This is a genomic window from Oceanobacillus indicireducens (assembly GCF_014647195.1).
GTDB lineage: Bacteria > Bacillota > Bacilli > Bacillales > Amphibacillaceae > Oceanobacillus > Oceanobacillus indicireducens.
On the sequence record NZ_BMOS01000007.1, the window covers coordinates 109,348 to 132,438 of the forward strand.

The following is a 23,091-nucleotide window of genomic DNA, read 5'->3' on the forward strand; positions in this document are numbered from 1 at the left end:
TAAGGAAGTTTCCTTAATAATTATCCTTTTAAATAACTTCCATTATATGCGTTTATTCGTCCACTGTCTATAATTACGGTGAAAAAACAAGAACAAGATCGAATTTGGGGATATATTAGAAGAGGTCTGACCAATATATAGCCAGACCTGATGTGTATATTAGTACGTTATCAAAGATAGAACTTCATATCCTTCTAATTTATCAATGCCATTCAAATAGCTCAACTCAATAAGGAATGCGCAGCCTGCTACTACTCCGCCGAGCTCTTCGACAAGTTTAATTGTTGCTTCGATTGTTCCACCTGTCGCAAGTAAGTCATCTGTAATAAGAACCCGCTGGCCTGATTTAATCGCATCTTTATGGATAGCTAGAACATTCTCACCGTATTCCAGACCGTAGTTTACTTGAATCACTTCACGAGGCAACTTGCCTTTTTTTCGAACAGGTACAAATCCGCGGCCTAGCGCGTAAGAAACAGGGCAGCCTATAATAAATCCTCTTGCTTCCGGACCGACGATAACGTCTACTTCTTTTTCTTTGGCAAACTCAACAATATCATCTACTGCTGCGCGGAATGCATCACCATCAGACATGAGCGGGGTAATATCCTTAAAAGAAATCCCTTCTTTCGGCCAGTCATCTACAATTTCAATATATTTATTATAATCCATTTATCATTTCCTCCTTGGACTTTTCCGTTTCAAGGTAATTTATATATGGTGTAAACCAGTTTTTAAACTCCTCATAATTGGAGTAATACAATTGCTGTTCAATCTCTAACTGTCGTAACCTTTCCTGATACACATCAGCAGCTTCCAAATCCTTTTTCTCCGGGGTTGGATTGACATGAACTACTCCATTATCCATCCTAACAAATTCAAGCTCGGAAAAAACACGCAGCATGAAAACAATATGTTCTTTAGACCAAGACTTTACTTTCATGATGGACTGGATTTCCCGCTTCATGTCGATTGTTTTACGCTTATGAAACAGTGCATATAACCAGACAAAGTCTTCTCTTGTTGGAAATGTCTTTAAATAGGCACTGTCATTTAATTGGAAACAAGCATAAATATTAACTGGTTGTATCTTCTGGATGAGTTGAATTAAGTCATTCAATCGAGCTGGCAGTGTACACAAAATCAGGTGGGGAACTTTCTGTAATTCCTGGTCTTTCGCTTCATAGCTGATTGTGGGAATAAAGCTATATTCCAGCGGATTTTCCGAAACAGCGATAACTTCTTCATTTGCCAAAAAGCTGAAATCAACATTTTTTCTGCCACGATAATCGAATAGCTGCCATTCCTCTATTCGCATGTCTTGAATCATAATCTGGGGTTTACGGTTGCCATTCCATTCATTGATTCCTAACTCCCCGACTACTTGTAGAGGGGTGTTCGGCGAAATTGCATAATAAAGATTTCCAAATCCAAACCCGATTCCATCCAAAAGCTTTCCATCTTCGCGGAATTGCAATTTTAAATGGTTTTTCTTGCTTCCAATCTGCCTTCCTTCAGCAGGAATATGTTCGATCTTGAAAACAGGTTTCGGATTCCCCATACCATATGGTGCCAAACGATTGATTTCATCGATTAACCCTTCGTTTATCTCAGCGATTTCCACTTCTCCACTAATTATAATTTCTTCTTTGCAGTCCTCTTCCGTCAGTTGCTCTTTCATATATCCGTCAAGTGCTTCCTGAATTTTTTCAACATTCTCAAGAGGGATTGTCATCCCCGCTGCCTGAGCATGCCCACCGAACTTTGAAAATAGATGGCGAACTTTCATGCAATTCGTGAATAGATCAAAAGCTGGAATACTTCTTGCGGAACCTTTTAATTCATTCGTTTCTGGATTAAAGTTCAATACAATTGCTGGGCGATCAAATTGCTTCACAAGTCTAGAAGCAACAATTCCCAATACACCTTCATTCCAATTTTCCTTATATACAATCATAACACCGAACTTGCTTGGGTCTACCATTTTCTCTGCTTCTTTTCTTATCACTTCTACAATCCGCTGTCTTTCCTGATTCAACTGATCTATTTCTTCAGCGAGTTCTTGGGCTTCCTCTTGGAACTCCGTCAGTAGAAGTTCAACGGCAAGACCGGCATCCTGCAGCCTTCCAACTGCGTTCAAGCGTGGTCCCATTTTAAAACCAACATCTTCTTCTGTCACATTTCCTTCGATTTTGCAGATCTGTTTTAATGCTGAAATTCCCGGTGTATTGCTTATTGTTAATTCTTTCAGTCCGTAATAGGATAGTACTCGGTTTTCATCCGTTAACGAAACTAGATCGGCAATCGTTCCAATCGCTACAAACCCGAGCAGATGTTTCGGAAAAAACCCAAGTAAGTACTGAGCGAACTTGAATGCAACCCCTACTCCAGCCAATTCTTTAAATGGATAATTCTCAGAGAGAGCGGGATGAATAATTGCATAAGCATCAGGGAGTTCATTCTGTGCCTCGTGGTGATCGGTAATAATAAGGTCAACGCCAAGAGCTTTTGCCACATTCGCTTCGTGAACAGCTGTAATTCCATTATCCACCGTAATGATCACTGTAAACCCGTTAGCATAAGCTTGGCGGAAAGCTTCTTCATTCGGTCCATAGCCTTCTGTAAATCGATTTGGTATGTAATAGGAACAATTTGCTCCAAGCTCTTCCAAAGCCTTAATGAGAACAGCTGTAGAAGTGACACCATCTGCATCATAGTCACCGTAAACTAAAATCTTTTCATTTTGTTCAATTGCTTCTCTTACACGCGTGGCTGCCTTATCCATCCATTGGATCTTTTCAGGTGGATGAACATCGTCCAAAGATGGGAATAAAAACTTTTCCGCTTCCCTAGACGAGCGAATCCCCCGTTGCAGCAATAGTTTTTCAACAACAGGAGAAAGTTTAAAAGGTATATCATTTATTAATTTTGCATCAGATTCAATTGTTAATGTTTTCCAGTTTGCCTTGCTATGTAACATAAATTCACCCCTGACCAATCTATTATACAAAAGACCGGCAGGGGTAGCAATTTAATTATTCTTTTTAGGAACGGTTTTAACGTTTTTCTCCTTTGTTTCTTCTTTAATTACAGGTGGTGTGATGCCCGCTTTCTCCAAACGTTCCCGGTAAAGCTTATGTTCCTTCTCAAGCTTCATCATTTGCTTCCGCATTTGAAAGATTTTAAACATGCCTGCACCAGCTGTAATGAGTCCTCCCATTAAAACGGAAAACAAAATAACGAGAATGAGAGGAGATGTCGCACTCCAAAAGAAATAGTTCACTTGGACAGGCTCAATATTGATAACGGCAAATATTGATATTAAAATCGTTAGTACAATTGCCAGAATAACGTAACCCTGACCTTTCATTTCCATCTCCTCCTAAGAGCTTATACTTGGGGTCCTTCCACTCGTTTTTTCTTTCTGAAATCGAGTGGTTTTTCTTTGAGATTTTTCCCTCGCCAGACGAGCCATACTTGAGCTGCAAGGAAGAGGGAAGAATACGTACCTGCAACTAACCCAATTACTAATGCAAGAGTAAACGTAAAGATGGACGACGTTCCGAGTACAAGAAATGCAAGAATCGCAATTAATGTTGATATTGTCGTATTCATTGTACGAGTAAACGACTGAATAATACTCTTATTAATAATCCTAGCAAGTACTTTATTAGACGTTACCCGTTTTTCAAATTGAATATTCTCCCGAACTCGGTCAAAGATTACAATCGTATTATTAATAGAGTAACCGATAATCGTCAGGATTGCCGAAACAATCGTTATATCAAACTCAATTTGCGTAATACTGAAAGCGAACAACATGATCAATACATCATGTAGAAGTGCAAGGACTGCTGTAACCCCGAATATCAATTCGAACCGGAATGCAACATAAATAATGATGAATACCGCTGCAATTGCAACCGCATAGACCGCATTCTTCACGAGTTCTTCTCCAACGATCGGGGAGACAATACTTATCCCTGGATCAAAGCCATATTTTTCATTAAAGGTTTGTTGGATTTCGGTAATTTCTGTATCGGAAAGTACCGTATCAAAGCGAGCAACAGCAAGTTCATTATTTTCACCAGAAGGCACGAGACTGCTCGCTTCCACTCCAAGGTCTGAAAATGTCTGTTCTACCTCTTCGATATCAATCGGTTCATCCGCGATTACCTCTATTCGTGATCCACTTGTAAAATCAATGCCGGGATTAATCTTAAAGATTGCTAGCGCTGCAAACCCAGCCACTAAAAGAATCCCCGTAAATACAAAAAACTTTTTCCTGTGTTTTACAATATTAACTTCTCGGTTAAATAGTTTCGGTTCCCTTTCTGGTTCCGCAATATCTTTAATTTCTTTATTCTTAACGCCAAACCATGTCTTTCTATTTTTCAAGAATCCACTTTTCACCCAGAAGCTTAGGAATAGTCTCGTTCCAAATACTGCCGTGATGAAACTTACGAGAATACTGATAATTAACATCGTTGCAAATCCCTTGACGGAGCTTGTACCAAAAATGAAAAGGACAACCGCTGCAATCATTGTCGTGATGTTCGCATCTAATATCGTACGGAAGGAGTTCTTGCTTCCTGCTTGGAAGGCAGCTTTCACCGATTTACCGGACCGGAGTTCTTCCTTATAGCGTTCAAACGTAATAACGTTCGCATCTACTGCCATACCTACACCAAGAATCAGTGCGGCAATACCTGAAAGTGTTAATACACCGTTCATCGCCATAAAGACAACGAGGACAAGATACGTATAAATAATCAAATTGATGGAAGCAATGAATCCAGTAAAGCGGTAAACGGCAATCAGAAATAGAACGACAAGGCCAATTCCAACGATACCTGCAAAGACTGTATCATTCAGTGCCTGTTCTCCAAACTGAGCTCCAACAGAAGTAGAGAATATTTCGTTCATATGGACCGGTAAGGAACCGGAGTTGATAATATCAGCCAATGCCTTCGCTGACTCCACCGTGAAATCACCGGTTATCATGACATCTGTCGTATGCAATGTCTGATCAACACTTGGTGCGGACACGAATTTCGGCTCTTCCTTTAGTATTTCCTCTTTAAAGGAATCCCCTTCCTGGAAGTCCATCCAAATAACCAATAAATTATCAGGTGGTCCCATATCTTTAATCTCTGTAGTGACTTCACCGAATTTATTTGCATCATTCAGCTTGAGGGAAACAATCGGTTGATTCGTGGTTTGGTCGAAGTCTTGTTTCGCACTCCCCGGCTTGACGTCGGAACCATCTAACAGCTCGACATCATTTACGTCACGGAAAGAGAGTTGCGCGGATGTTGCAAGCATATCCCTCGCTTCTTGCTGATTCTCTACACCGGCAAGCTGTACACGTATGCGGTTCTCTCCTTCAATGTTAATGACCGACTCACTAATCCCTAGACGGTTCACCCGGTCGTTCAGTGTTTGAACAGTACCCTCCATTAGGCCACGGGTAATCTCCTGTTCTTCATCAATCGGTTCGACTTCGTATAAGACTTCGAAGCCACCTTGTAAATCCAATCCTAAACTTATGTTTTTTGTAACTCCAGTTGTCGTTGTTCCAATCAGTGTACCAAAAATAAGCACGATTAGAAAAAAGGCAACGAGTCTGCCTCTCTTTTTCATGTTCCTTGTTCCTCCCTTAATCTCTCGGGTTAAAATTCCTTTATGTATCTAATAAAGCAGCAATGGAACCGGCAAGATCATCATCTTGAAACGAACTGACGGTAAGGTAGCTTAAGTAAATGGATGAGTTTAATTGCATAATATCAGCTACCGTCTCATAAATCCGCTTATCCGGATACCCTTTCCATACTTTATCTACAAGGCATTTCCAGACATCTTCACTAGTTGCCTGCTCATAACCCATTAGATGCAATTCTTCAGCTTTACTGTGTAAAAAAGGTGTAACGGTTAGTTTCCATTTTTTAACGCTTTGAATTGTTTCCATTATCTACCCCTCCTAAATGGAGTATTTATAGAATCTTGTCATGCTTGGCCAACACATTTGCATATATATTATTGTATATGAATTTGTATTTTTTGAGAAGGCAGGACGATAAAATGACAAGGCAAACATTTTTACAAGGTGCTTTAATCCTTATGCTAGCTGGAATGATTACGCGTTTCCTCGGCTTCATCAACCGAATTGTAGTTGCGCGTTTAATTGGTGAAGAAGGTGTAGGCCTGTATATGCTCGCCCTTCCGACCTTGTTTTTAGTCATTACATTGACCCAAATTGGGCTGCCTGTTGCTATTGCTAAGCGTGTTGCTGAAGCCGATGCAGTAGGTAATCATGAGAAAATCAGAAGCATTCTTGTCGTCTCCCTGCTCATTACTTCAGTCACAAGTATTATTTTAACAATCGCTATGATACTCGGTTCTCCCTATATCGCCTCGACGCTACTTACAGATGAGCGCACAATTTATCCTTTGCTCGCAATTAGTCCGATTGTTCCGATTGTCGCCATCTCATCCGTTCTTCGGGGATACTTCCAGGGTAAGCATAATATGAAGCCGCAAAGCTATGCACAAGTGTTCGAACAGATCGTCCGGATAGTGTTTGTTTATATTTTCATTAAGCTGCTTCTTCCGTACGGTGTTGAGTTCGCTGCAGCAGGAGCAATGTTCAGTGTAATCCTGGGCGAGTTTGCTTCTCTTATGTACATGCTATATCAATTTAAATTACGAAAATCAGGTAAAAATCGAAGACCGATCCGTTCTTATTTCAAGAATACAAGAGAAACAATGCGTGAATTATTCTCAATAGCCTTGCCGAGCACTGGCAGCAGACTGATTGGATCTATCTCTAATTTCCTTGAGCCGATTCTCGTTTCTCAAGCTCTTGCTATTGCAGGAGTGACTGCAACACTAGTTACGAAGCAGTACGGTGAACTGACAGGCTACGTCATCCCATTACTATTCTTACCAACGTTTATTACACATTCTCTTGCAATCGCGCTGATTCCATCCATTTCCGAAGCAGGAGCAAAAAACAATCAAAAACTTATACATTATCGGATTCATCAAGCAATCCGGATTTCATTTGCCTCAGGAGCGATTGCGACTATTGTATTGTTACTCTTCTCTGAACAAATTTTATTATTCATGTACGGGAGTTCGAGTGCCAATCAGCTGCTCGTTCTAATGGCCCCCTTTTATATTCTACTTTACATTCAAGCACCATTACAATCGGCACTGCAAGCACTTGATTATGCAAAGGAATCGATGTGGAATACATTGATTGGCACTTTCATGAAATTATTAATAATTTTTGTATTGGCACAGCAACCAGCATTCGGGATAAATGGTGTAGCCATAGCTCATTCAACCTCCGTCATACTTGTTACTTTATTACACTTAACGGTGCTGAATAAAAAAATCAAATATCATATTCCCCTCAAAGATATGCTGAAAATGATCGCTCTTTTCCTCTTGCCTTTTTTCGTCGGTTGGATGTTAAGAGAAATTTATATCTTAAGTTCGGGGGGAATAATGATGCTTGGGTTGATCTTCCTTCTATTGATTGCGATTTATCTCAGTGTATTGTTTCTACTCCAGTTTATTACAAAGGAAGAACTGCGAGCAATCCCTATTTTTGATAAATGGTTAAGCTAATCGGGAAAATTGGAGATTCTGTGAAAATTCACTTCTATTAGGGCGCATGGTTGAATAAAGTAATAAAAAGGACGACCATAGGGGGAGATTACGTTGCAACGTCAATTGATCGCTTTATTATATGGCTGGATTTTCATTCTTTTGTTCATTGTAGTTTCTAGTTTTGTGTTGGCATTAGTTTTACAGTTTACAACAATTAGTCAATGGATGCTTTCTTGGGTAGCATTTTCAGTCGGGTTGGTTGGGTTGTTTATTGGTGGGATGATCACTGGGATTAAGGGGAAATCAAAGGGATGGGTCGTTGGCGGGTTAACGGGACTCGGGTTTACGTTATTTATTTTTCTCGTTCAATATCTCGGCTATCAAAATGGCTTTTCCATGCAGCAGATGCTTCACCACACAGGCTTCATACTAGCCGCAATCTTCGGCGGCATGATCGGCGTTAACCTCTTTCAAAAAGATGCAGAATGAGCTAACAGATCCCTTCTTCTCTACTTAAAGTCAATAGTCCCGATACCTTGAGACAGCTCCGGAAGATTCTCTAACTTGTGGCTCCTATTATATTATCTTATTTTGAATTATATCTTAACAAAAAAACACCTGGAGACTCCTGATGGAAAGCGAAGTGCAGGAAGCTATATTCATGGTTTAAAAAGTTATCAAGATTTCGTACATCAATGGACAATCATCTACTTGAGATTACAAAAATGGCCCTTTAATAGGACCATTTTTTTGTAGTATAAGAAACTATAAAATAAAAATGCTGTGGGTAACTTAGATATCCAGGGCTAGCCACGTCCGGCTCCAGCGCCCAGCAACTAGCAAACTTCACACTCCTCCAATCGATAAGTCAACATCAACTCACTGCGCTCGTTGTGTTTCCTTTATCTCATTACGGAGTGCTCCAGTTTGTACGTTGCTAAACGGGCGCTTCCGCCTTTGTTTTTTGCAATTCTATGTAGTTGAATCACATTTGGGCTTACTCAGCTACCTTCTCGCGGATTGCGGATCGGTCGTACGTAAGTTTCGTACCGTCTCCTGCTTGAATAACTACTGTACCTTCATCAAGCGCATGGATAATTCCATGGAAACCGCCGATTGTAATAACCTTATCGCCTTTTTGCAGATCATTTTGCATTTCTCTTACTTGTTTCTGCCTCTTTTGCTGTGGACGGATTAGTAAGAAGTAAAAAATTACAAACATTAAAATTATCGGTAACAATGCCATTAAATCCAACGTTCATCCTCCTTCCTTATTATCTCTTTAAGAGAACATATTCAAGTTAAAAGTTTTTTGCGTCTGGTTTGTTAAACCCGTATTGTTCAAAAAACTCCTCTTTAAAATCACCAAGACGATCTTCGCGTATAGCAGCTCGTACTTGCTCCATTAATTTTAACAGAAAATGAAGATTATGATAAGTGGTAAGTCTAAATCCGAATGTTTCATTACTTTTAACAAGGTGACGAATATATGCACGAGAATAATTTCTACATGCATAGCAATCACAATTTTCATCAATTGGACGGAAATCGCGTGCGAATTTCGCATTTCTCACAACAAGTCTCCCTGTTGACGTCATACATGTCCCATTTCTCGCTATCCGGGTTGGCAAAACACAGTCAAACATATCAACTCCACGTATTGCACCATCGATAAGGGAGTCAGGTGAACCAACCCCCATTAAATATCTCGGTTTATCTGTCGGTAATAATGGAGTTGTTAATTCAAGTACCCGGTTCATCACATCCTTTGGTTCCCCGACAGAAAGACCACCAATTGCATATCCTGGGAAATCAAGCGAGATTAAATCATTGGCACTCTGCTTCCGTAGATCTTCATACTCCCCACCTTGGACAATACCGAATAATCCTTGCTCATCCGGTCTGCCATGCGCTTCGAGGCATCTCTCTGCCCAACGCGCCGTCCGTTCGACGGAAGACTTCATATACTCATGAGTAGCAGGAAATGGCGGGCACTCATCAAAGGCCATCATAATATCGGCCCCGAGATCATTTTGAATCTGCATCGCTTTTTCAGGAGAAAGGAAAAGCTTGTCCCCGTTTAAATGGTTACGAAAATGGACACCCTCCTCCACAATTTCCCGCATATCGCTCAGACTGAACACTTGGAAACCTCCAGAATCGGTGAGGATAGCTCCGTCCCAATTCATGAACTTATGCAGCCCGCCTGCTTCACGGATAATATCTTCTCCTGGTCGTAGCCAAAGATGATACGTATTGGAGAGAATGATATTTGCGTTCATCTCTTGTAACTCTTCCGGACTCATTGTCTTCACAGTTGCAAGTGTTCCGACCGGCATGAATGTCGGTGTATCGAAGGAACCATGAGGAGTATGAACTCTTCCCAACCTTGCACCTGTTTGCTTATCTGTTTTAATTAATTCATATGTTATAGGTACCATATTATTCTTCCTTTGTCTATATAATTAGCATTGCATCACCAAAGCTGAAGAAACGATATTCTTTCTCAACTGCTTCTCTGTAAGCATCCAACACTTTATCTCTTCCAGCAAAAGCACTGATCAACATGATAAGGGTAGATTTTGGTAAATGAAAGTTTGTAATCAATCCATCGATCGCTTGGAAAGTGTAAGGCGGATAAATGAAAATATTCGTCCAACCGCTTGTTGCAATAAACTCCCCATTATTATCTCTTGCAATCGTTTCTAATGTACGTGTCGATGTTGTACCAACGGAGATGATCCGGCCGCTTGATTGTTTGACTTCATTTAATGTAGCCGCCGTATCCTCGGACATATGATAAAACTCTGCATGCATTTCATGTTCCTTAATATTATCAACACTGACTGGTCGGAAGGTGCCCAGTCCAACATGCAACGTGATGAAGGCAAGCTTTATTCCCGACTGCTTAAGTTCTTCTAACAATTCAGTTGTGAAATGTAACCCCGCTGTAGGGGCGGCAGCAGATCCTTCTTCTCTCGCATAAACAGTCTGGTAACGATCTTTTTCCGGTAACTGTTCCTTAATATATGGAGGTAAAGGCATTTCCCCTAACTTATCAAGCACTTCATAGAATATGCCCTTATAATAAAACTCAAAAATTCTTCCACCATGATCTTTAATCCCTGTACAAACTGCACGTAACTCATTATTTCCAAATATCAGTTCTGTACCGATTTTCACTTTTTTCGCAGGCTTCGTTAATACTTCCCACGTATCCTCTTTGTCTTGATGAAGCAGCAATACTTCAATCTTTGCACCTGTATCTTTTTTTATACCGAACAATCTTGCTGGCAGAACTTTCGTATCATTTAATACAAGGCAGTCACCTGGCTTTAAATAATCCTTGATATCTTTAAAATTTCGATGTTCTGGATTATCCTTACCTCGATCTAAGACGAGTAACTTCGATTGGGTTCTATCTTTTAGCGGCGTTTGCGCAATAAGGCGCTCTGGTAAATGAAAATCAAAATCTTCTATATTCATAGGTGTCTCCTTCATTCTGTTTCGGTTTCAAATTATTCGAATTCGTTATCTGAACTTGCCGATAACATAAAAAATCAGCGTCAGAATAATACTGATTAAAATAGAAGTGACGATCGGAAAATAAACTGTCACATTTCCAGTCTTGAACTGAATATCACCGGGAAGTCTGCCAATAAAACGCCAGATGAGTCCGAGTATGATTAAAACGATCCCCGCTATAATCAGTAATTTACTTATATTCATCTCTTTTCCGGCCCTTCCATTCCAAAATGTACATAAGCTTGAGCGGTAGCCATTCTTCCACGAGGTGTCCGCTGGATAAAGCCTTGCTGCATCAAATACGGTTCATACACATCCTCAATCGTTTGCGCCTCTTCTCCGATCGTAGCAGCCAGCGTATCCAGCCCCACTGGACCTCCATTAAACCGTTCGATGATCGTTGTTAGTAATTTATGATCAATATGATCAAGGCCCGCGTCATCAACTTGCAGCATGGCAAGTGCCTGCTTCGTGATGTCTAAACTAATTGTTTTTTCCCCTTTTACTTGGGAAATATCACGAATCCTTCTGAATAAACGATTGGCGATCCTTGGTGTTCCCCTGGCTCGCAAGGCGATTTCTGCTGCTGCTTCTTTCTTAATCGATGTTTCGAATATCTCAGCAGTCCGTTCGATAATTGATGTTAAATCTTTCTGTTCATAATATTCAAGCCGGCTCAAAACACCGAATCTGTCACGGAGCGGAGCAGTCAGCAATCCTGATCGGGTGGTGGCACCGACTAAAGTAAATGGTGGTAGATCAATTCGAACAGAACGGGCACTTGGACCAGTGCCAATAACGATATCGAGGAAATAATCCTCCATTGCCGGATAGAGGACTTCTTCCACAACCCTTGGTAATCGGTGCACCTCATCTATGAATAAGACGTCACCTGCTTCAAGAGAGGAGAGAATTGCAGCCAAATCACCAGCACGTTCAATCGCTGGTCCTGAAGTAGTCCGGAAATCGACTCCCATTTCATTGGCGATAATAGCAGCAAGCGTTGTTTTCCCAAGACCAGGTGGTCCTGATAGTAAAACATGATCTAGCGGCTCATTCCGCATTTTAGCTGCTTGAATAAAGATTTGTAAGTTCTCCTTCACTTTATCTTGTCCAATATATTGCTTAAGGGTTTCTGGCCGTAAACTTTGTTCGAGTCCAAGATCTTCTTCCTGCACGTCCCCGGCTACCATTCTTTCTTCCATCAAACTCTTCCTCCTCTCTTAGCTTTGTAATAATAATGCTAACCCTTTGCGGACAATTTCATCCGAATTCGTCAAGTTTTCTTTTCTCAATGCAGGCATGATGCTTGTCAGTTCTTTTTCTGTATAGCCTAAAGCTCTCAGTGCTTCTTTCGCTTCTGTTAAGGCAGCTTCATCTGTTCTTTGTATATCCTCAGCTTCCGTTGGTGTAATACTGAACGAGGAAGTGAGCTTCCCTTTCAAGTCTAAAATAATTTGTCTGGCAGTTTTTTTACCTACCCCGGGGAACTGCGTCAGGAATTTCTCATCCTCATTTTCTACCGCAGTAACAAAGGAAGGGATATCAACCGCACTCATAATTCCAAGTGCACCTTTAGGTCCAATGCCTGAAACAGAAATTAGCTTAGTGAATAAATATTTCTCATCTTCATTTTTAAACCCGTATAAAAGCTGCGCATCTTCCCGGACATGATGATATGTCTGGATCATTACTTCTTCTTCGAGTTGATGCTGGTAATAAAACGGGTTCGGACAAAGCAGTTCATAACCAATTCCACCTGTTGTTTCAACAATGATAGCTTCATCTTGTATCGCCATCAACTTGCCTTTTATATAAGCAATCATCTAATGACCTTCTCCTTTTGTTTCCTCATAGATTTATACTAACATAAAACAAGACTTCATTCAGTTAGGGATTCCCGCTAAAGATTAGTCCAGTTAATCAAGGTGTCAGCGTACGTCAGCCCGCTTAAATTAATTCGTCCTCCGATTGGCAATGGAGGGGTTTCCAGACGGTTGCACCATGTTAAAGTGAAACTTCATTCAGTGGGGATTCCTTACCTCCCCACTGAATGTTAGTTGAACAGAATCAGGCATTTACGGACTGTTTATCCCCGCCCTTCACATATTGGGCTTCCCTCATGTTTAGAAGTGGGGATATTACAGACCGTTAATACGTGATAAAGTGAAACTTCATTCAATGGGGAATTCCTTCCCTCCCCACTGAATGTTAGTTGAACAGAATCAGGCATTTACGGGCTGTTTATCCCCGCCCTTCACATATTGGGCTTCCCTCATGTTTAGAAGTGGGGTATTACAGACCGTTAATACGTGATAAAAGGATAGAAATGATGAAACTTCTATCCCAGTTTGGAATAGAAGTTTTAGAGATAATCATTCATTTGTTTCATCAATGTTATGGTAAACCTCTTGAACATCTTCATTATCTTCTAAAGCATCGATCAGTTGCTGTACTTTTTCTGCATCTTCTCCCGATACTGCGGTATAATTTTGTGGAATTAACGTTAACTCGCTATCTGTTATGTCAAAGTCTTTTTCCATAAAATATGCAACTACATCAGAGAAATTTTCCGGGCTCGTAACAATTTCATATACGCCTTCGTGTGTATGGATATCGTCAGCTCCTGCTTCTAGTGCTTCAAGTGTGATTTCATCTTCATCAATCTCACCTTGTTCATTATTGATGATAATAATACCTTTCCTGTCAAACATGAATGCGACACTTCCGCTTTCTCCAAGGTTTCCGCCGTTTTTACTAAAAGCGTGTCTTATTTCTCCTGCTGTTCTGTTTTTATTGTCAGTAAGCGCATTGACGATTATTGCTGTTCCAGCGGGACCGTAACCTTCATAAGTAATTTCTTCAAAGTTTCTCCCATCTAAAGTTCCTGTTGCTTTTTTAATGTTTCTTTCTATGTTATCATTCGGCATATTATCCGCTTTAGCTTTTTCGATTGCTAAACGGAGTGCCGGGTTCATTGTTTCGTCTCCGCCACCTTGTTTCGCTGCGGTATAAATATCTTTTGCATGGCGCATGAAGATTTTGCCCCGTTTTGCGTCTTGTGCACCTTTTCTTCTTTGTATATTCTTCCACTTGGAATGGCCAGCCATTGGACATTCTCCTCTCTAGCAATATCTTTAATAACTATACCAAAAAATGACCCTAGTGAAAAGTATAGCCTCCACAGAGCAATTTTACTGGCGCCTTGTATTGGGACTGTTCCGCGAGAAACTGATTGCTAGGCTTACTGAATATTAAAATATTATCGAATAAAAATAACATGAGTATGCATTAGGGTGTACCCAGGGAACAGTCCCGATACCTAGGGATTTCTGAGGAAAGGGGGAGGTAGGGGACTGTGGACCTCCACTGGAAACGTTTTACACCACTTTAAAATTATTTCAACTTATTCTCTTTCAAAAAAATTGTTGAAGTTGTCCATGAAATCGAGCTCTGCTCCTTCGTTTTTGAATTGATTCCATTCGATATGGTCTGTCCATATAACAATCTGCTTTTCATCCGTTCCCATAACATCCCTCACCTGTTTTTCAATTTCAGGAATGACATTTTCTTCATGGGAAGTATCTGCAATATTTTCCCTAAGCCGAACCGCAACATAAATCTGATCATCCCTTTCGTGGACTTCTGCCATGATAATATCGCGGTTTTCCAGTAATTTTTGTGAAATCTGTTCACTTCTATCCGTAATCGTTGGATCAGTGTAGGAATTGAAATCATTCGTTGAGAGCTCTTCCTGTTGCAACATTCTACCGTAATCATTGACATTACCCTCATCATGCCCGCTGCCCCTATAACTCGGTGCCCTTGGACTCCCATATCCCTCTTGTTGCGAATTATTTCCAGGTGACATTACACAGCCTGCGATAAACAAAAGCGAGAGAAAGAATATTGATTTTTTCAACATAATAAAACAACCTCCTTATCTATAGTTTGTATAAGAAAGGTTGTTTTACACATCTATTTTATTTTCTGCGAAACATTGGCAGACTTTTCCTTTTATGCTGCGTGCGTTCATGCATACTTTCAATCAACACTCGATCAGCCTCGGAGATTTGTTTCCCCTTCAAGTATGCATCGATTACAGCATATGAGATACCCATTTCCATTTCGTCTGTCTGCTCTTCCCATAAATCAGCGCTTGGAACTTTTTCAATCACAGCTTGCGGTACATTTAAGGCTTGAGCCATTTCACGTACTTCACCCTTTGTAAAATCAACAAGTGGGAGAATATCGACTCCTCCATCGCCATACTTTGTAAAGTAGCCGGTATACCATTCTGACGCATTATCCGTCCCGACAACCAAATGATTACGATGCGCCGCGATTGTGTATAATGTGCTCATTCGTAAACGAGCACGTAAATTAGCATCGGCTAATTGATCCTGCGCTTGAGCAAAACTTTTATTTTCAATCATCTTTTCCGAAATGGCTTGATACATCATTTTATGTGTTTCTGTTAAGTCGATTGTCATTTCCTCTATCCCGCAAGCTGTCGTGACGTCGCGTGCATCTTGAATATTCTTTTCACTTGTCTGGATAGGCAGGATAACCCCTAAAGAATTATCAGGATAGGCAAGTTTAATCAAATTAGCTACAACGGCAGAATCCAGTCCGCCACTTACACCAACAAGCAAACCGTCTGCTTTTGCAGCTTCTGTTCGTTCTCTTAACCATTTTACAATCGATTCAATATGTTGTTCCAAATTGGTACACTCCTTTATCACGTATTACAGTTCGTAAATCCCTGATTCTGTTCAGCTAACATGCAGTGGGGTGGTAAGGATATCCCACTGAATGAGTTTCACTTTAAGAACGCTGTCTTGTACGATTTTAGCATGAAAACCATTATTTTAAAATTAAACAAGTATCCATTTCTTCTATTTCTCTTTTACCCCAAAAAAAAGAGACGTAACGTCTCGTCTCTGAATGATTTATGATTATTCTTCTTTCTCATCATTTGAGGCACCTGCTTCATTCCCATCAGGTGTCGGGTATAATTCTAATTCTTCATTCCTTAACCCTGAAGCTGGTTCTGGAAACATCTGCATGTTATTTGTGTTTACTCCTTGATACATTTCTTCTGGAGGTGCTTGGAACTGCTGTTGATGCATCATACCAGGAAATGCTTGAGGTTGGTGCTGCATCTGCATTTGCATAGGCATTTGCATCGGCATTGGCATAAACATCGGGTCATGCCCGCCATGATGGAATGACTGATGTCCATGTCCCCCGCCACAGCCACATCCACAACCACTCGGCACATGGGGCATTGGCATATATCCTGGACAAGGATAAGTAAACATTGGCATCATTTGTGGTTGCACGAAACATGGTTGTTCCATCGGCGGCATTATTGGCTGGTGCATAGGCGGCTGCATTGGTGGGTGCGCGGGCTGTGTTTTTGGCATTACTTGTTTTTCTTGTTTCGGTTTTACATGTTCTTTAGCTTTTGGTTTTTCTTTCTTTTTACTAGTTTTCGGAAGTTCTGGATGAATTTCTGCTGGATGCTCTTTGTGCTTTTTCTCGAGAGTTGGTAACATTTTCTGCGGTTCAAATGGAAATGTTGGCATTTTTGGTAGCTCTGTCATTGGTTTTTCTTTCTTAACTTCTTTTTTCGGAGCAGGAACATGTTTCTTTTCAGCTTTTGGTAACGTTTTTGTTTTATCTCCATGAGTCACCTTTTTGGAATGGGTCGGTATCCTTATTTTCATCCCGGGCATGATCATATCTGGGGTTGCTAAATGTGAATTCAGTTCTTTTAGCTCTTCAAAATCCACATGATACTTCTTCGCAATCTCCCATAACGTGTCTCCTTTTTGGACAATGTGTATTTTCAAAAAGATCCTTCCTTTCTAGTTAACAATCTAGGCTAATTACTCTATATCAACATATGCAATGTAATCTCAAAAGTTAACCCGGAAGGAACACAAAAAAGAAGCTAGGAGAAAATTTATCTTCCTAGCCTCTGCGTTATTATAGATTCATGTGATATACCGGATAGGTACCTAATACATTCACCTCACAGCCAAGCGCTTCGAGTTCTCCTTTCACACCAGGGAACAGTGCATCATCATAAGCTTGGTTGACGTCAATGATAAAAAAGTAATTTCCTAATCCTGTTTTTGTCGGACGGGATTCAATTTTTGATAAGTTCATCTTCCTCCAAGCAAAAGCGGAGAGAATCTGATGCAGGGCACCTGGTTGATCACTAGGTAACGTAATCTTCAACGTCGTTTTCTCCAATTGAACCGGATGCTTCACATTTACTAATGCTTTATTTTTTGCCAATACAATAAATCGCGTATGGTTATTAGCATAATCATGAATATTTTCCGCGAAAATCTGTAAACCATATTCTTCTGCTGCCAAACTGTTTCCAATCGCAGCAATTGGTTCTGTACTTTCAGCGACAATTTCTGCCGCTCGACCTGTAGAGGTCGTATACGAAAACTTTGCTGTAGTTAAGTTTTTATGAAGATAACGATGGCACTGAGCGATCGCATGACTATGGGAATGAATTTCCGTAATTTGCGATAAGTCTCCACCAAAATCCGGCCTTACGAGTAAATGTTGTTGAATTGGCACAACAACTTCTGCCACAACCGGTAAAGTGACTTCATGAATTAAATAATCTACAGTCAACTGCACAGTTCCTTCAATCGCATTCTCTATCGGTACTACCGCTATGTCAATCTCATCATTTGCTACTGCATCAATACATTCAGGGATCGTTGAATAACTGACTTTGTCCTCATTATTGAATGTTGTATCCACCGCTAATTTCGTAAATGTTCCCTTTGGTCCTAAATATCCAATCGTCGTCAAAATGTTCCCCCCAAAACAAATCTATTCTATAAATTCAAATTCCAAATCAAGCAAGTGGATCGTGTCTCCATCCTTTGCTCCCCGCTCTCTAAGCGCATTATCTACACCCATTCCCCGCAACTGACGGGCGAAGCGCTGCTGCGATTCCTCGCGGGTGAAATCAGTCATTTTAAATAATCGTTCCAATTTTTCCCCGTGAAGAACAAAAGAACCATCCGGGTTACGTGTAATATGAAAATCATCCTCTTTTTTATGATGACGATAGACAACCGTTTCATCTCTCTCAGTCATATCAGGTTCTCTCTTCGGAATTGTATCCAGTTCGTCAGCAATTTCATAAATTAGCTCTTTCAAGCCTTGTTTTGTGATTGCTGACACCTCGAAAATACGTATGTCTTCCCCTAGCTTCTCCTTGAAGTCGACAAGATTTTCCTGTGCTTCCGGCATCTCCATTTTATTCGCTACAATTATCTGCGGCAAATTCTTAAGCCGTTCGTTATAAGACGCAAGCTCTTCATTAATCGTAACATAATCCTCATAAGGATCACGCCCGTCTAATGCAGCCATATCAATGACATGAACGATGAGCCTTGTCCGCTCGACATGACGGAGGAATTGAAAACCGAGACCTACTCCTTCACTCGCTCCTTCAATTAAACCTGGCAAATCTGCCATGACAAAACTGCGACCATCTCCTGTATCGACTACTCCTAAATTCGGGGCCAAAGTGGTAAAATGGTAATCAGCAATTTTAGGTTTTGCTGCACTTACGACAGATAGCAATGTTGATTTACCTACACTTGGGAAACCAACTAGTCCAACATCCGCGATTACTTTAAGTTCAATACGGATATTTTTCTCCTCACCAGGTTCCCCGTTTTCCGCAATTTCCGGTGCGGGGTTTTTAGGACTCGCAAAGCGAACATTCCCTCGTCCGCCTCTTCCACCCTTGGCAATGACGGCCCGTTGTTTATGTTCGGTTAAATCTGCAATTACTTCCTCTGTTTCTTCATCAATAACAACCGTTCCAGGCGGCACACTTAAGACAAGGGCTTCAGCATTTTTACCATGCATTGATTTACTCATTCCGTTTTCGCCGCGCTTTGCTTTAAAGTGACGATTATAACGGAAATCCATCAGTGTGTTCAAACCTTCATCAACTTCAAAAATTACATCTGCTCCATTACCGCCATCACCGCCGGCTGGTCCTCCCATTGGAACAAATTTTTCCCTGCGGAAGGCAACGAGACCATTTCCACCGTCTCCTGCTTTCACATATACTTTAGCCTGATCGACGAACATACTATCACCTCTTAACTTGCAAACACGTCAAAGCTATAGATCCGTTTTTCCGGTGTTTGTTTTATGTAAATATCTTCTGAAGGGGGAATATTATCTTCCGCACTTCTCTCTTTCAAATCGATGGAAACATTTATAGTACAGCCATTTTCATTTTCTGTAAAATCCACGTGAATGGTATAAACGTTTACGTCATCGGCTCTTTGTTCTATATCTTGAATAATTTGATCCAATTTCTCTTTAATATACAGATCTGCATCTGTTAATTTTATATCATCAACTCGGATCGAATAATCAAGCTTAAATTGATTGTACTTCATCCTGAATTCCAAAAACCAGATAACAACATGAGGGATATTCAGATTCAGTAATTTCCTTTCCTTATGGAAAAATGCGAAGAGTTTATTCAGATTGTCGTCCACTTTTTCCATCTTACCTAATTTAACATATCCCTGAATAATCTGCAGATCGTTCAGCAAATCATGACGATACGATTGAATGATACTTACTACCTCTTTTGCTTCCATAAGTGTACCTCCCATTGATATAGAAAGTATAGCAGAAACGAATGAATACTTCATCAAATTTAATAAAGACGGGAAAGGATAAAAGCACGAGGTCTTTCTTGTTGCAACACTTGAAGCTGGGATTACTCGCCCCACCGAAATGATCGCACTAGCACTTTCAGTAGTGTCACAGCAACGTACTAACTGGAGGGCGCTTTATCTCGCATTAACGGTCTGTAATACCCCCTCCTCTAAACATGAGGGAAACCCAATATGTGGAGGTTGGAATTTTAATTTATAGGCTCCTATGTGAGTAGCAAAAAACTCCAGCCGAAATTTGGCTGGAGTTCGCTATTTATCTTTTATGCTTCTTGAGCTTCCGGATAAACACTTACTTTCTTACGGTCGCGACCATAGCGTTCGAACTTAACAACACCATCCACTTTTGCAAATAGTGTATCATCTGAACCAAGGCCAACGTTATCACCCGGGTAAACTTTTGTACCGCGTTGACGGTATAGAATGGAACCACCTGTTACAAACTGGCCATCCGCACGTTTTGCGCCAAGACGTTTTGAATGTGAATCACGTCCGTTACGAGTACTACCTGCACCTTTTTTCTGAGCAAAGAACTGTAAATCTAAACGTAGCATATCGTGCACCTCCTTATGTTTCCTGAATTTGTATAAATTCACCGTATTCCATTTCAATGGATTTTAAGGAAACAAGCATTCCTTCAAGAAGAAGTTGTGCTTTTTCCAATTCGTTTTCAATATAGAGGGAAGGGAAAGTGATTTTTAAATAACCACCTTCTCCTCCCTGCTTAACGTCAATATCCGTATCAGTTAATTCGAAGACTGCGTTTACTGCCCCAATCGACACTCCGGAAACAGCCGCGCAGACGAGGTCATAGCCATATGGTCCACTTTCAGCATGTCCAGAAAGTTCAATGGAGTGCAATAAATCTTTCTTACGTTCAACAGTTATTTGAATCACTTGAACCGACCTTTAAGCATTGATTTTTTCAATTACTACTTTTGTGTAAGGCTGTCTATGCCCTTGTGTACGATGGTAGTTCTTTCTACGTTTGTATTTGAATACTCTAATTTTCTTTTGACGGCCTTGCTTTTCAACTTTAGCTGTTACGTTCGCACCGTCAACATATGGAGCTCCGACCTTTACGTCATCTCCACCAACGAAGAGTACTTTGTCAAATGTTACCGTTTCGTTTGGCTCTGCAGAAATTTTTTCAACATAAATTTCTTGACCTTCTTGAACTTTAACTTGCTTACCACCTGTTTCGATAATTGCGTACATGAATCCGCACCTCCTTGATCACTAAGACTCGCCATACAGGTACTCTCACTCATAAAAGTTTAAAACCTGTTCTGAGCGGTTGTAGCACTGGTGCTACGTTGTATAACGTATTGATATTACCATATTTAAAGCAGTTATGTCAAGTTTCCATTTAGAATAAATCTTTTATTCGTTTCGTATATTGTTTTTCACGGAAATAGGCATGTAAACAGTCTGTTTCATCGATTCGCTTAACGGATCTTTCATTAGCTGGAATAATGATCAAATGTCTTCTTTCTCTTTTGAAATGATTAAATACGTCCATCAATGTTAAATTACCCGGCAAATATAACGGTTCAATTTTTTTAACAGTCTCGTTCCCTCTGTATCTTACCATAAGAAAACGCATGAATACATAGAATCGGCGTTTCCATTCTAATCTGTTTTCAAGAAATAGAAAAATCATGATTGCGGTAAAGGTCAACGTAAATGGGTAAAAAATTATATAACCTATCGAAAGAAAAGCACACAAACTCAAAGATAATAAAAAAATGGCATCCAATGCTTTCCGAAAAGGAAGGATGACCGACAATAAATAAAAAAGAATTTTTCCGCCGTCAAGTGGCCAAATTGGCAATAAATTAAATAAAAGTATAACCGTATTATACCATATCGCTGTTTGGAATAGCGGTTCTGAAATCAACTCGAGATAAAACAGCGCATGAAGGACAAGGTAGATTGGAATATGCTGAATTGGTCCTGCCAACGTAACGATTAATTCTTCTTTCACCCGACGATTTCCATGTTCCTCCGTCTCCATTACTCCACCAAACACCCAGAGCATCACTCTTTTTACCCGCCATTTGAAAAATTTCGCCGCTAAATAATGCCCCATTTCATGAATAAACACAATTGCAAAGATAATCATCATTTCCATGAAAGTACCAGTCAGTAAAGAAATGCCGATAAATAATATTAGAACTGGATGAATGTGAAGGGGGGGAAGTAGGTTACGAGCCATCATCAACCACTATTACCTTGACCGGATCTAGAAATGTATTATCTTTTTCCAGAGAAAAATAAACTGCATCAGCACTTTCCGTAGGTGCGAATGTACCAATTCGCTCGTTTGCCGTTACGTATTGATATAGATGCACATCAATATCCGTTAAATTACCATAACTAGAATTCGTCCCATCAGCATGTTGGACGACAATTGTTCGACCTGTGTCCGGATATTTCCCTGCAAATACAACAACTCCTTCGTGATGAGCAACGATATCCGTTTCTTTACCTGGAGATATCTTTACACCTGTTCCATTCGTTTGGAAGGTTTCAATTATATCTCCCGTTACCGGCATGACCGCTTCCTGGTGTTCCTCTGGCAGATCCACAGGTTGCGGGGAGAATGCTAATGGACTGCCGAATACATCCCGGTACCAACTGTTTACTTTAGCGAATGGGAAGTCATTACGTAATAATTGATTGGCTATTTCCTGAGGTTTTGTAAGTAAGGTGTGGTTGGTAGTCATTAAGAGAGCGACAGAAAAGAATAGAATTCCCGAAAGAATACCTTTCATCATCAGACCGGTTACAAGGTCTTTACCTGCTTTCTTTTTAAAAACATAGTTGTTAATTTCTGGTGGATATCCGTGTTTTTCTTCTGGTTGGTGAAAGATTCCGCTGTCTTGTTCCATTCCTTTTTTTGATACGTTCCGTTCTCTTTTACGTTGTTCTATTGCTTTTCGAACTTTTCTTATATCCCTACTCATTCCATTCACCGTCTTTCCTGCTATTTCCTTATCAATATATGAAAGCTCGTCCGGAGTTATGAATGATTTATAGTTGATGAATGAAGATAGAATAACTTCTCTCCTAAGGGTTCACGGCCCCCATGCGCCTTCGCTTTCCTGGTGCGACAGGATAACCTCCGATGTATAGAAGTTGCGGATTAAAATTAGGAAGCCAAAAAACCGACACTTTTAAAAGTATCGGTTTTGAT

The 23,091-nt window shown here is 40.4% G+C and carries 25 protein-coding genes and 1 other annotated feature; of the genes, 2 read left to right on the forward strand and 23 right to left on the reverse strand.

What is annotated here, in order from left to right; genetic code table 11:
- Positions 1-159: 159 nt before the first annotated feature.
- From IEX94_RS06785 to IEX94_RS06805, 5 genes are read right to left on the reverse strand one after another with little or no spacing between them, the layout of a single operon-like run.
- Positions 160-672, reverse strand: coding sequence for an adenine phosphoribosyltransferase (locus IEX94_RS06785; RefSeq protein WP_188856576.1), 513 nt, complete (start codon positions 670-672; stop codon positions 160-162).
- The gene (gene recJ, locus IEX94_RS06790; RefSeq protein ID WP_188856577.1) at positions 662-2,980 is read right to left on the reverse strand and encodes a single-stranded-DNA-specific exonuclease RecJ; all 2,319 of its coding nucleotides are present in this window, start codon (positions 2,978-2,980) and stop codon (positions 662-664) included. The genes IEX94_RS06785 and recJ overlap by 11 nt, the downstream gene beginning before the upstream one ends.
- A 51-nt stretch (positions 2,981-3,031) precedes the next feature.
- Positions 3,032-3,370 carry a LapA family protein gene (locus IEX94_RS06795; RefSeq protein WP_156856272.1) on the reverse strand — a complete coding sequence of 113 codons (339 nt, stop codon included), beginning with the start codon at positions 3,368-3,370 and terminating at the stop codon, positions 3,032-3,034.
- 20 nt (positions 3,371-3,390) lie between these two features.
- Positions 3,391-5,643: a protein translocase subunit SecDF gene (gene secDF / locus IEX94_RS06800; RefSeq protein ID WP_188856578.1), complete on the reverse strand. Its 2,253-nt coding sequence runs from the start codon at positions 5,641-5,643 to the stop codon at positions 3,391-3,393.
- 40 nt (positions 5,644-5,683) lie between these two features.
- Positions 5,684-5,968, reverse strand: a complete 285-nt coding sequence (locus IEX94_RS06805) for a post-transcriptional regulator (RefSeq protein WP_188856579.1) — start codon at positions 5,966-5,968, stop codon at positions 5,684-5,686.
- A 113-nt stretch (positions 5,969-6,081) separates the two neighbouring features.
- Between IEX94_RS06805 and spoVB the strand changes: the two genes are divergently transcribed.
- The gene (gene spoVB, locus IEX94_RS06810) at positions 6,082-7,635 is read left to right on the forward strand and encodes a stage V sporulation protein B (RefSeq protein ID WP_188856580.1); all 1,554 of its coding nucleotides are present in this window, start codon (positions 6,082-6,084) and stop codon (positions 7,633-7,635) included.
- 93 nt (positions 7,636-7,728) lie between these two features.
- Entirely contained in the window at positions 7,729-8,106 is a 378-nt protein-coding gene (locus IEX94_RS06815; protein ID WP_188856581.1) for a TIGR04086 family membrane protein, read from the forward strand.
- Positions 8,107-8,614: 508 nt separating this feature from the next.
- Here IEX94_RS06815 and yajC read toward each other — a convergent pair.
- From yajC to IEX94_RS06905, 18 genes are all read right to left on the reverse strand, one after another.
- Entirely contained in the window at positions 8,615-8,863 is a 249-nt protein-coding gene (gene yajC / locus IEX94_RS06820) for a preprotein translocase subunit YajC (RefSeq protein ID WP_156856339.1), read from the reverse strand.
- 55 nt (positions 8,864-8,918) lie between these two features.
- A complete protein-coding gene (gene tgt / locus IEX94_RS06825) occupies positions 8,919-10,058 on the reverse strand; it encodes a tRNA guanosine(34) transglycosylase Tgt (protein ID WP_188856582.1) in 1,140 nt (379 codons plus the stop codon).
- A 16-nt stretch (positions 10,059-10,074) separates the two neighbouring features.
- A complete protein-coding gene (queA, locus tag IEX94_RS06830) occupies positions 10,075-11,103 on the reverse strand; it encodes a tRNA preQ1(34) S-adenosylmethionine ribosyltransferase-isomerase QueA (RefSeq protein ID WP_188856583.1) in 1,029 nt (342 codons plus the stop codon).
- A 45-nt stretch (positions 11,104-11,148) separates the two neighbouring features.
- The gene (locus IEX94_RS06835; protein ID WP_188856584.1) at positions 11,149-11,346 is read right to left on the reverse strand and encodes a DUF2905 domain-containing protein; all 198 of its coding nucleotides are present in this window, start codon (positions 11,344-11,346) and stop codon (positions 11,149-11,151) included.
- A complete protein-coding gene (gene ruvB, locus IEX94_RS06840; protein WP_188856585.1) occupies positions 11,343-12,347 on the reverse strand; it encodes a Holliday junction branch migration DNA helicase RuvB in 1,005 nt (334 codons plus the stop codon). Before ruvB ends, IEX94_RS06835 begins: the two co-directional genes overlap by 4 nt.
- 18 nt (positions 12,348-12,365) lie before the next feature.
- Complete coding sequence (ruvA, locus tag IEX94_RS06845; RefSeq protein ID WP_188856586.1) at positions 12,366-12,968, reverse strand: Holliday junction branch migration protein RuvA; 603 nt, start codon at positions 12,966-12,968, stop codon at positions 12,366-12,368.
- Positions 12,969-13,517: 549 nt separating this feature from the next.
- Positions 13,518-14,252 (reverse strand): YebC/PmpR family DNA-binding transcriptional regulator, encoded by a 735-nt coding sequence (locus IEX94_RS06850; protein ID WP_188856587.1) that lies wholly within the window; start codon positions 14,250-14,252, stop codon positions 13,518-13,520.
- 296 nt (positions 14,253-14,548) lie between these two features.
- Positions 14,549-15,067: a YhcN/YlaJ family sporulation lipoprotein gene (locus IEX94_RS06855; RefSeq protein ID WP_188856588.1), complete on the reverse strand. Its 519-nt coding sequence runs from the start codon at positions 15,065-15,067 to the stop codon at positions 14,549-14,551.
- 58 nt (positions 15,068-15,125) lie between these two features.
- Positions 15,126-15,866 carry an NAD(+) synthase gene (gene nadE / locus IEX94_RS06860; RefSeq protein ID WP_188856589.1) on the reverse strand — a complete coding sequence of 247 codons (741 nt, stop codon included), beginning with the start codon at positions 15,864-15,866 and terminating at the stop codon, positions 15,126-15,128.
- Between the two features lie 234 nt (positions 15,867-16,100).
- Positions 16,101-17,000 (reverse strand): SafA/ExsA family spore coat assembly protein, encoded by a 900-nt coding sequence (gene safA, locus IEX94_RS19685; protein WP_229782606.1) that lies wholly within the window; start codon positions 16,998-17,000, stop codon positions 16,101-16,103.
- 136 nt (positions 17,001-17,136) lie between these two features.
- Positions 17,137-17,988, reverse strand: coding sequence for a prephenate dehydratase (gene pheA / locus IEX94_RS06870; RefSeq protein ID WP_188856590.1), 852 nt, complete (start codon positions 17,986-17,988; stop codon positions 17,137-17,139).
- 21 nt (positions 17,989-18,009) lie between these two features.
- Complete coding sequence (gene obgE, locus IEX94_RS06875; RefSeq protein ID WP_188856591.1) at positions 18,010-19,290, reverse strand: GTPase ObgE; 1,281 nt, start codon at positions 19,288-19,290, stop codon at positions 18,010-18,012.
- An 11-nt stretch (positions 19,291-19,301) separates the two neighbouring features.
- On the reverse strand, positions 19,302-19,814 hold the full coding sequence (locus tag IEX94_RS06880; RefSeq protein ID WP_188856592.1) for a Spo0B domain-containing protein: 513 nt from the start codon (positions 19,812-19,814) through the stop codon (positions 19,302-19,304).
- Positions 19,815-20,155: 341 nt separating this feature from the next.
- Positions 20,156-20,446, reverse strand: coding sequence for a 50S ribosomal protein L27 (gene rpmA, locus IEX94_RS06885; RefSeq protein WP_156856287.1), 291 nt, complete (start codon positions 20,444-20,446; stop codon positions 20,156-20,158).
- A 13-nt stretch (positions 20,447-20,459) separates the two neighbouring features.
- The gene (locus tag IEX94_RS06890) at positions 20,460-20,789 is read right to left on the reverse strand and encodes a ribosomal-processing cysteine protease Prp (RefSeq protein ID WP_156856288.1); all 330 of its coding nucleotides are present in this window, start codon (positions 20,787-20,789) and stop codon (positions 20,460-20,462) included.
- Between the two features lie 12 nt (positions 20,790-20,801).
- The gene (rplU, locus tag IEX94_RS06895; RefSeq protein WP_156856289.1) at positions 20,802-21,110 is read right to left on the reverse strand and encodes a 50S ribosomal protein L21; all 309 of its coding nucleotides are present in this window, start codon (positions 21,108-21,110) and stop codon (positions 20,802-20,804) included.
- A gap of 14 nt (positions 21,111-21,124) precedes the next feature.
- Positions 21,125-21,201, reverse strand: a sequence feature (ribosomal protein L21 leader region).
- A 60-nt stretch (positions 21,202-21,261) separates the two neighbouring features.
- Positions 21,262-22,113, reverse strand: a complete 852-nt coding sequence (locus tag IEX94_RS06900) for a M50 family metallopeptidase (protein ID WP_156856342.1) — start codon at positions 22,111-22,113, stop codon at positions 21,262-21,264.
- Entirely contained in the window at positions 22,100-22,861 is a 762-nt protein-coding gene (locus IEX94_RS06905; protein ID WP_194461795.1) for a M23 family metallopeptidase, read from the reverse strand. The genes IEX94_RS06900 and IEX94_RS06905 overlap by 14 nt, the downstream gene beginning before the upstream one ends.
- Between the last annotated feature and the right edge of the window lie 230 nt (positions 22,862-23,091).

Bases quoted from the DNA above. Each gene is read 5' to 3' on its own strand.
- IEX94_RS06785 (WP_188856576.1), bottom strand. From the start codon at position 672: ATGGATTATAATAAATATATTGAAATTGTAGATGACTGGCCGAAAGAA.
- recJ (WP_188856577.1), bottom strand. From the start codon at position 2,980: ATGTTACATAGCAAGGCAAACTGGAAAACATTAACAATTGAATCTGAT.
- IEX94_RS06795 (WP_156856272.1), bottom strand. From the start codon at position 3,370: ATGAAAGGTCAGGGTTACGTTATTCTGGCAATTGTACTAACGATTTTA.
- secDF (WP_188856578.1), bottom strand. From the start codon at position 5,643: ATGAAAAAGAGAGGCAGACTCGTTGCCTTTTTTCTAATCGTGCTTATT.
- IEX94_RS06805 (WP_188856579.1), bottom strand. From the start codon at position 5,968: ATGGAAACAATTCAAAGCGTTAAAAAATGGAAACTAACCGTTACACCT.
- spoVB (WP_188856580.1), top strand. From the start codon at position 6,082: ATGACAAGGCAAACATTTTTACAAGGTGCTTTAATCCTTATGCTAGCT.
- yajC (WP_156856339.1), bottom strand. From the start codon at position 8,863: ATGGCATTGTTACCGATAATTTTAATGTTTGTAATTTTTTACTTCTTA.
- tgt (WP_188856582.1), bottom strand. From the start codon at position 10,058: ATGGTACCTATAACATATGAATTAATTAAAACAGATAAGCAAACAGGT.
- queA (WP_188856583.1), bottom strand. From the start codon at position 11,103: ATGAATATAGAAGATTTTGATTTTCATTTACCAGAGCGCCTTATTGCG.
- IEX94_RS06835 (WP_188856584.1), bottom strand. From the start codon at position 11,346: ATGAATATAAGTAAATTACTGATTATAGCGGGGATCGTTTTAATCATA.
- ruvB (WP_188856585.1), bottom strand. From the start codon at position 12,347: ATGGAAGAAAGAATGGTAGCCGGGGACGTGCAGGAAGAAGATCTTGGA.
- ruvA (WP_188856586.1), bottom strand. From the start codon at position 12,968: ATGATTGCTTATATAAAAGGCAAGTTGATGGCGATACAAGATGAAGCT.
- IEX94_RS06850 (WP_188856587.1), bottom strand. From the start codon at position 14,252: ATGGCTGGCCATTCCAAGTGGAAGAATATACAAAGAAGAAAAGGTGCA.
- IEX94_RS06855 (WP_188856588.1), bottom strand. From the start codon at position 15,067: ATGTTGAAAAAATCAATATTCTTTCTCTCGCTTTTGTTTATCGCAGGC.
- obgE (WP_188856591.1), bottom strand. From the start codon at position 19,290: ATGTTCGTCGATCAGGCTAAAGTATATGTGAAAGCAGGAGACGGTGGA.
- IEX94_RS06880 (WP_188856592.1), bottom strand. From the start codon at position 19,814: ATGGAAGCAAAAGAGGTAGTAAGTATCATTCAATCGTATCGTCATGAT.
- rpmA (WP_156856287.1), bottom strand. From the start codon at position 20,446: ATGCTACGTTTAGATTTACAGTTCTTTGCTCAGAAAAAAGGTGCAGGT.
- rplU (WP_156856289.1), bottom strand. From the start codon at position 21,110: ATGTACGCAATTATCGAAACAGGTGGTAAGCAAGTTAAAGTTCAAGAA.
- IEX94_RS06900 (WP_156856342.1), bottom strand. From the start codon at position 22,113: ATGATGGCTCGTAACCTACTTCCCCCCCTTCACATTCATCCAGTTCTA.
- IEX94_RS06905 (WP_194461795.1), bottom strand. From the start codon at position 22,861: ATGAGTAGGGATATAAGAAAAGTTCGAAAAGCAATAGAACAACGTAAA.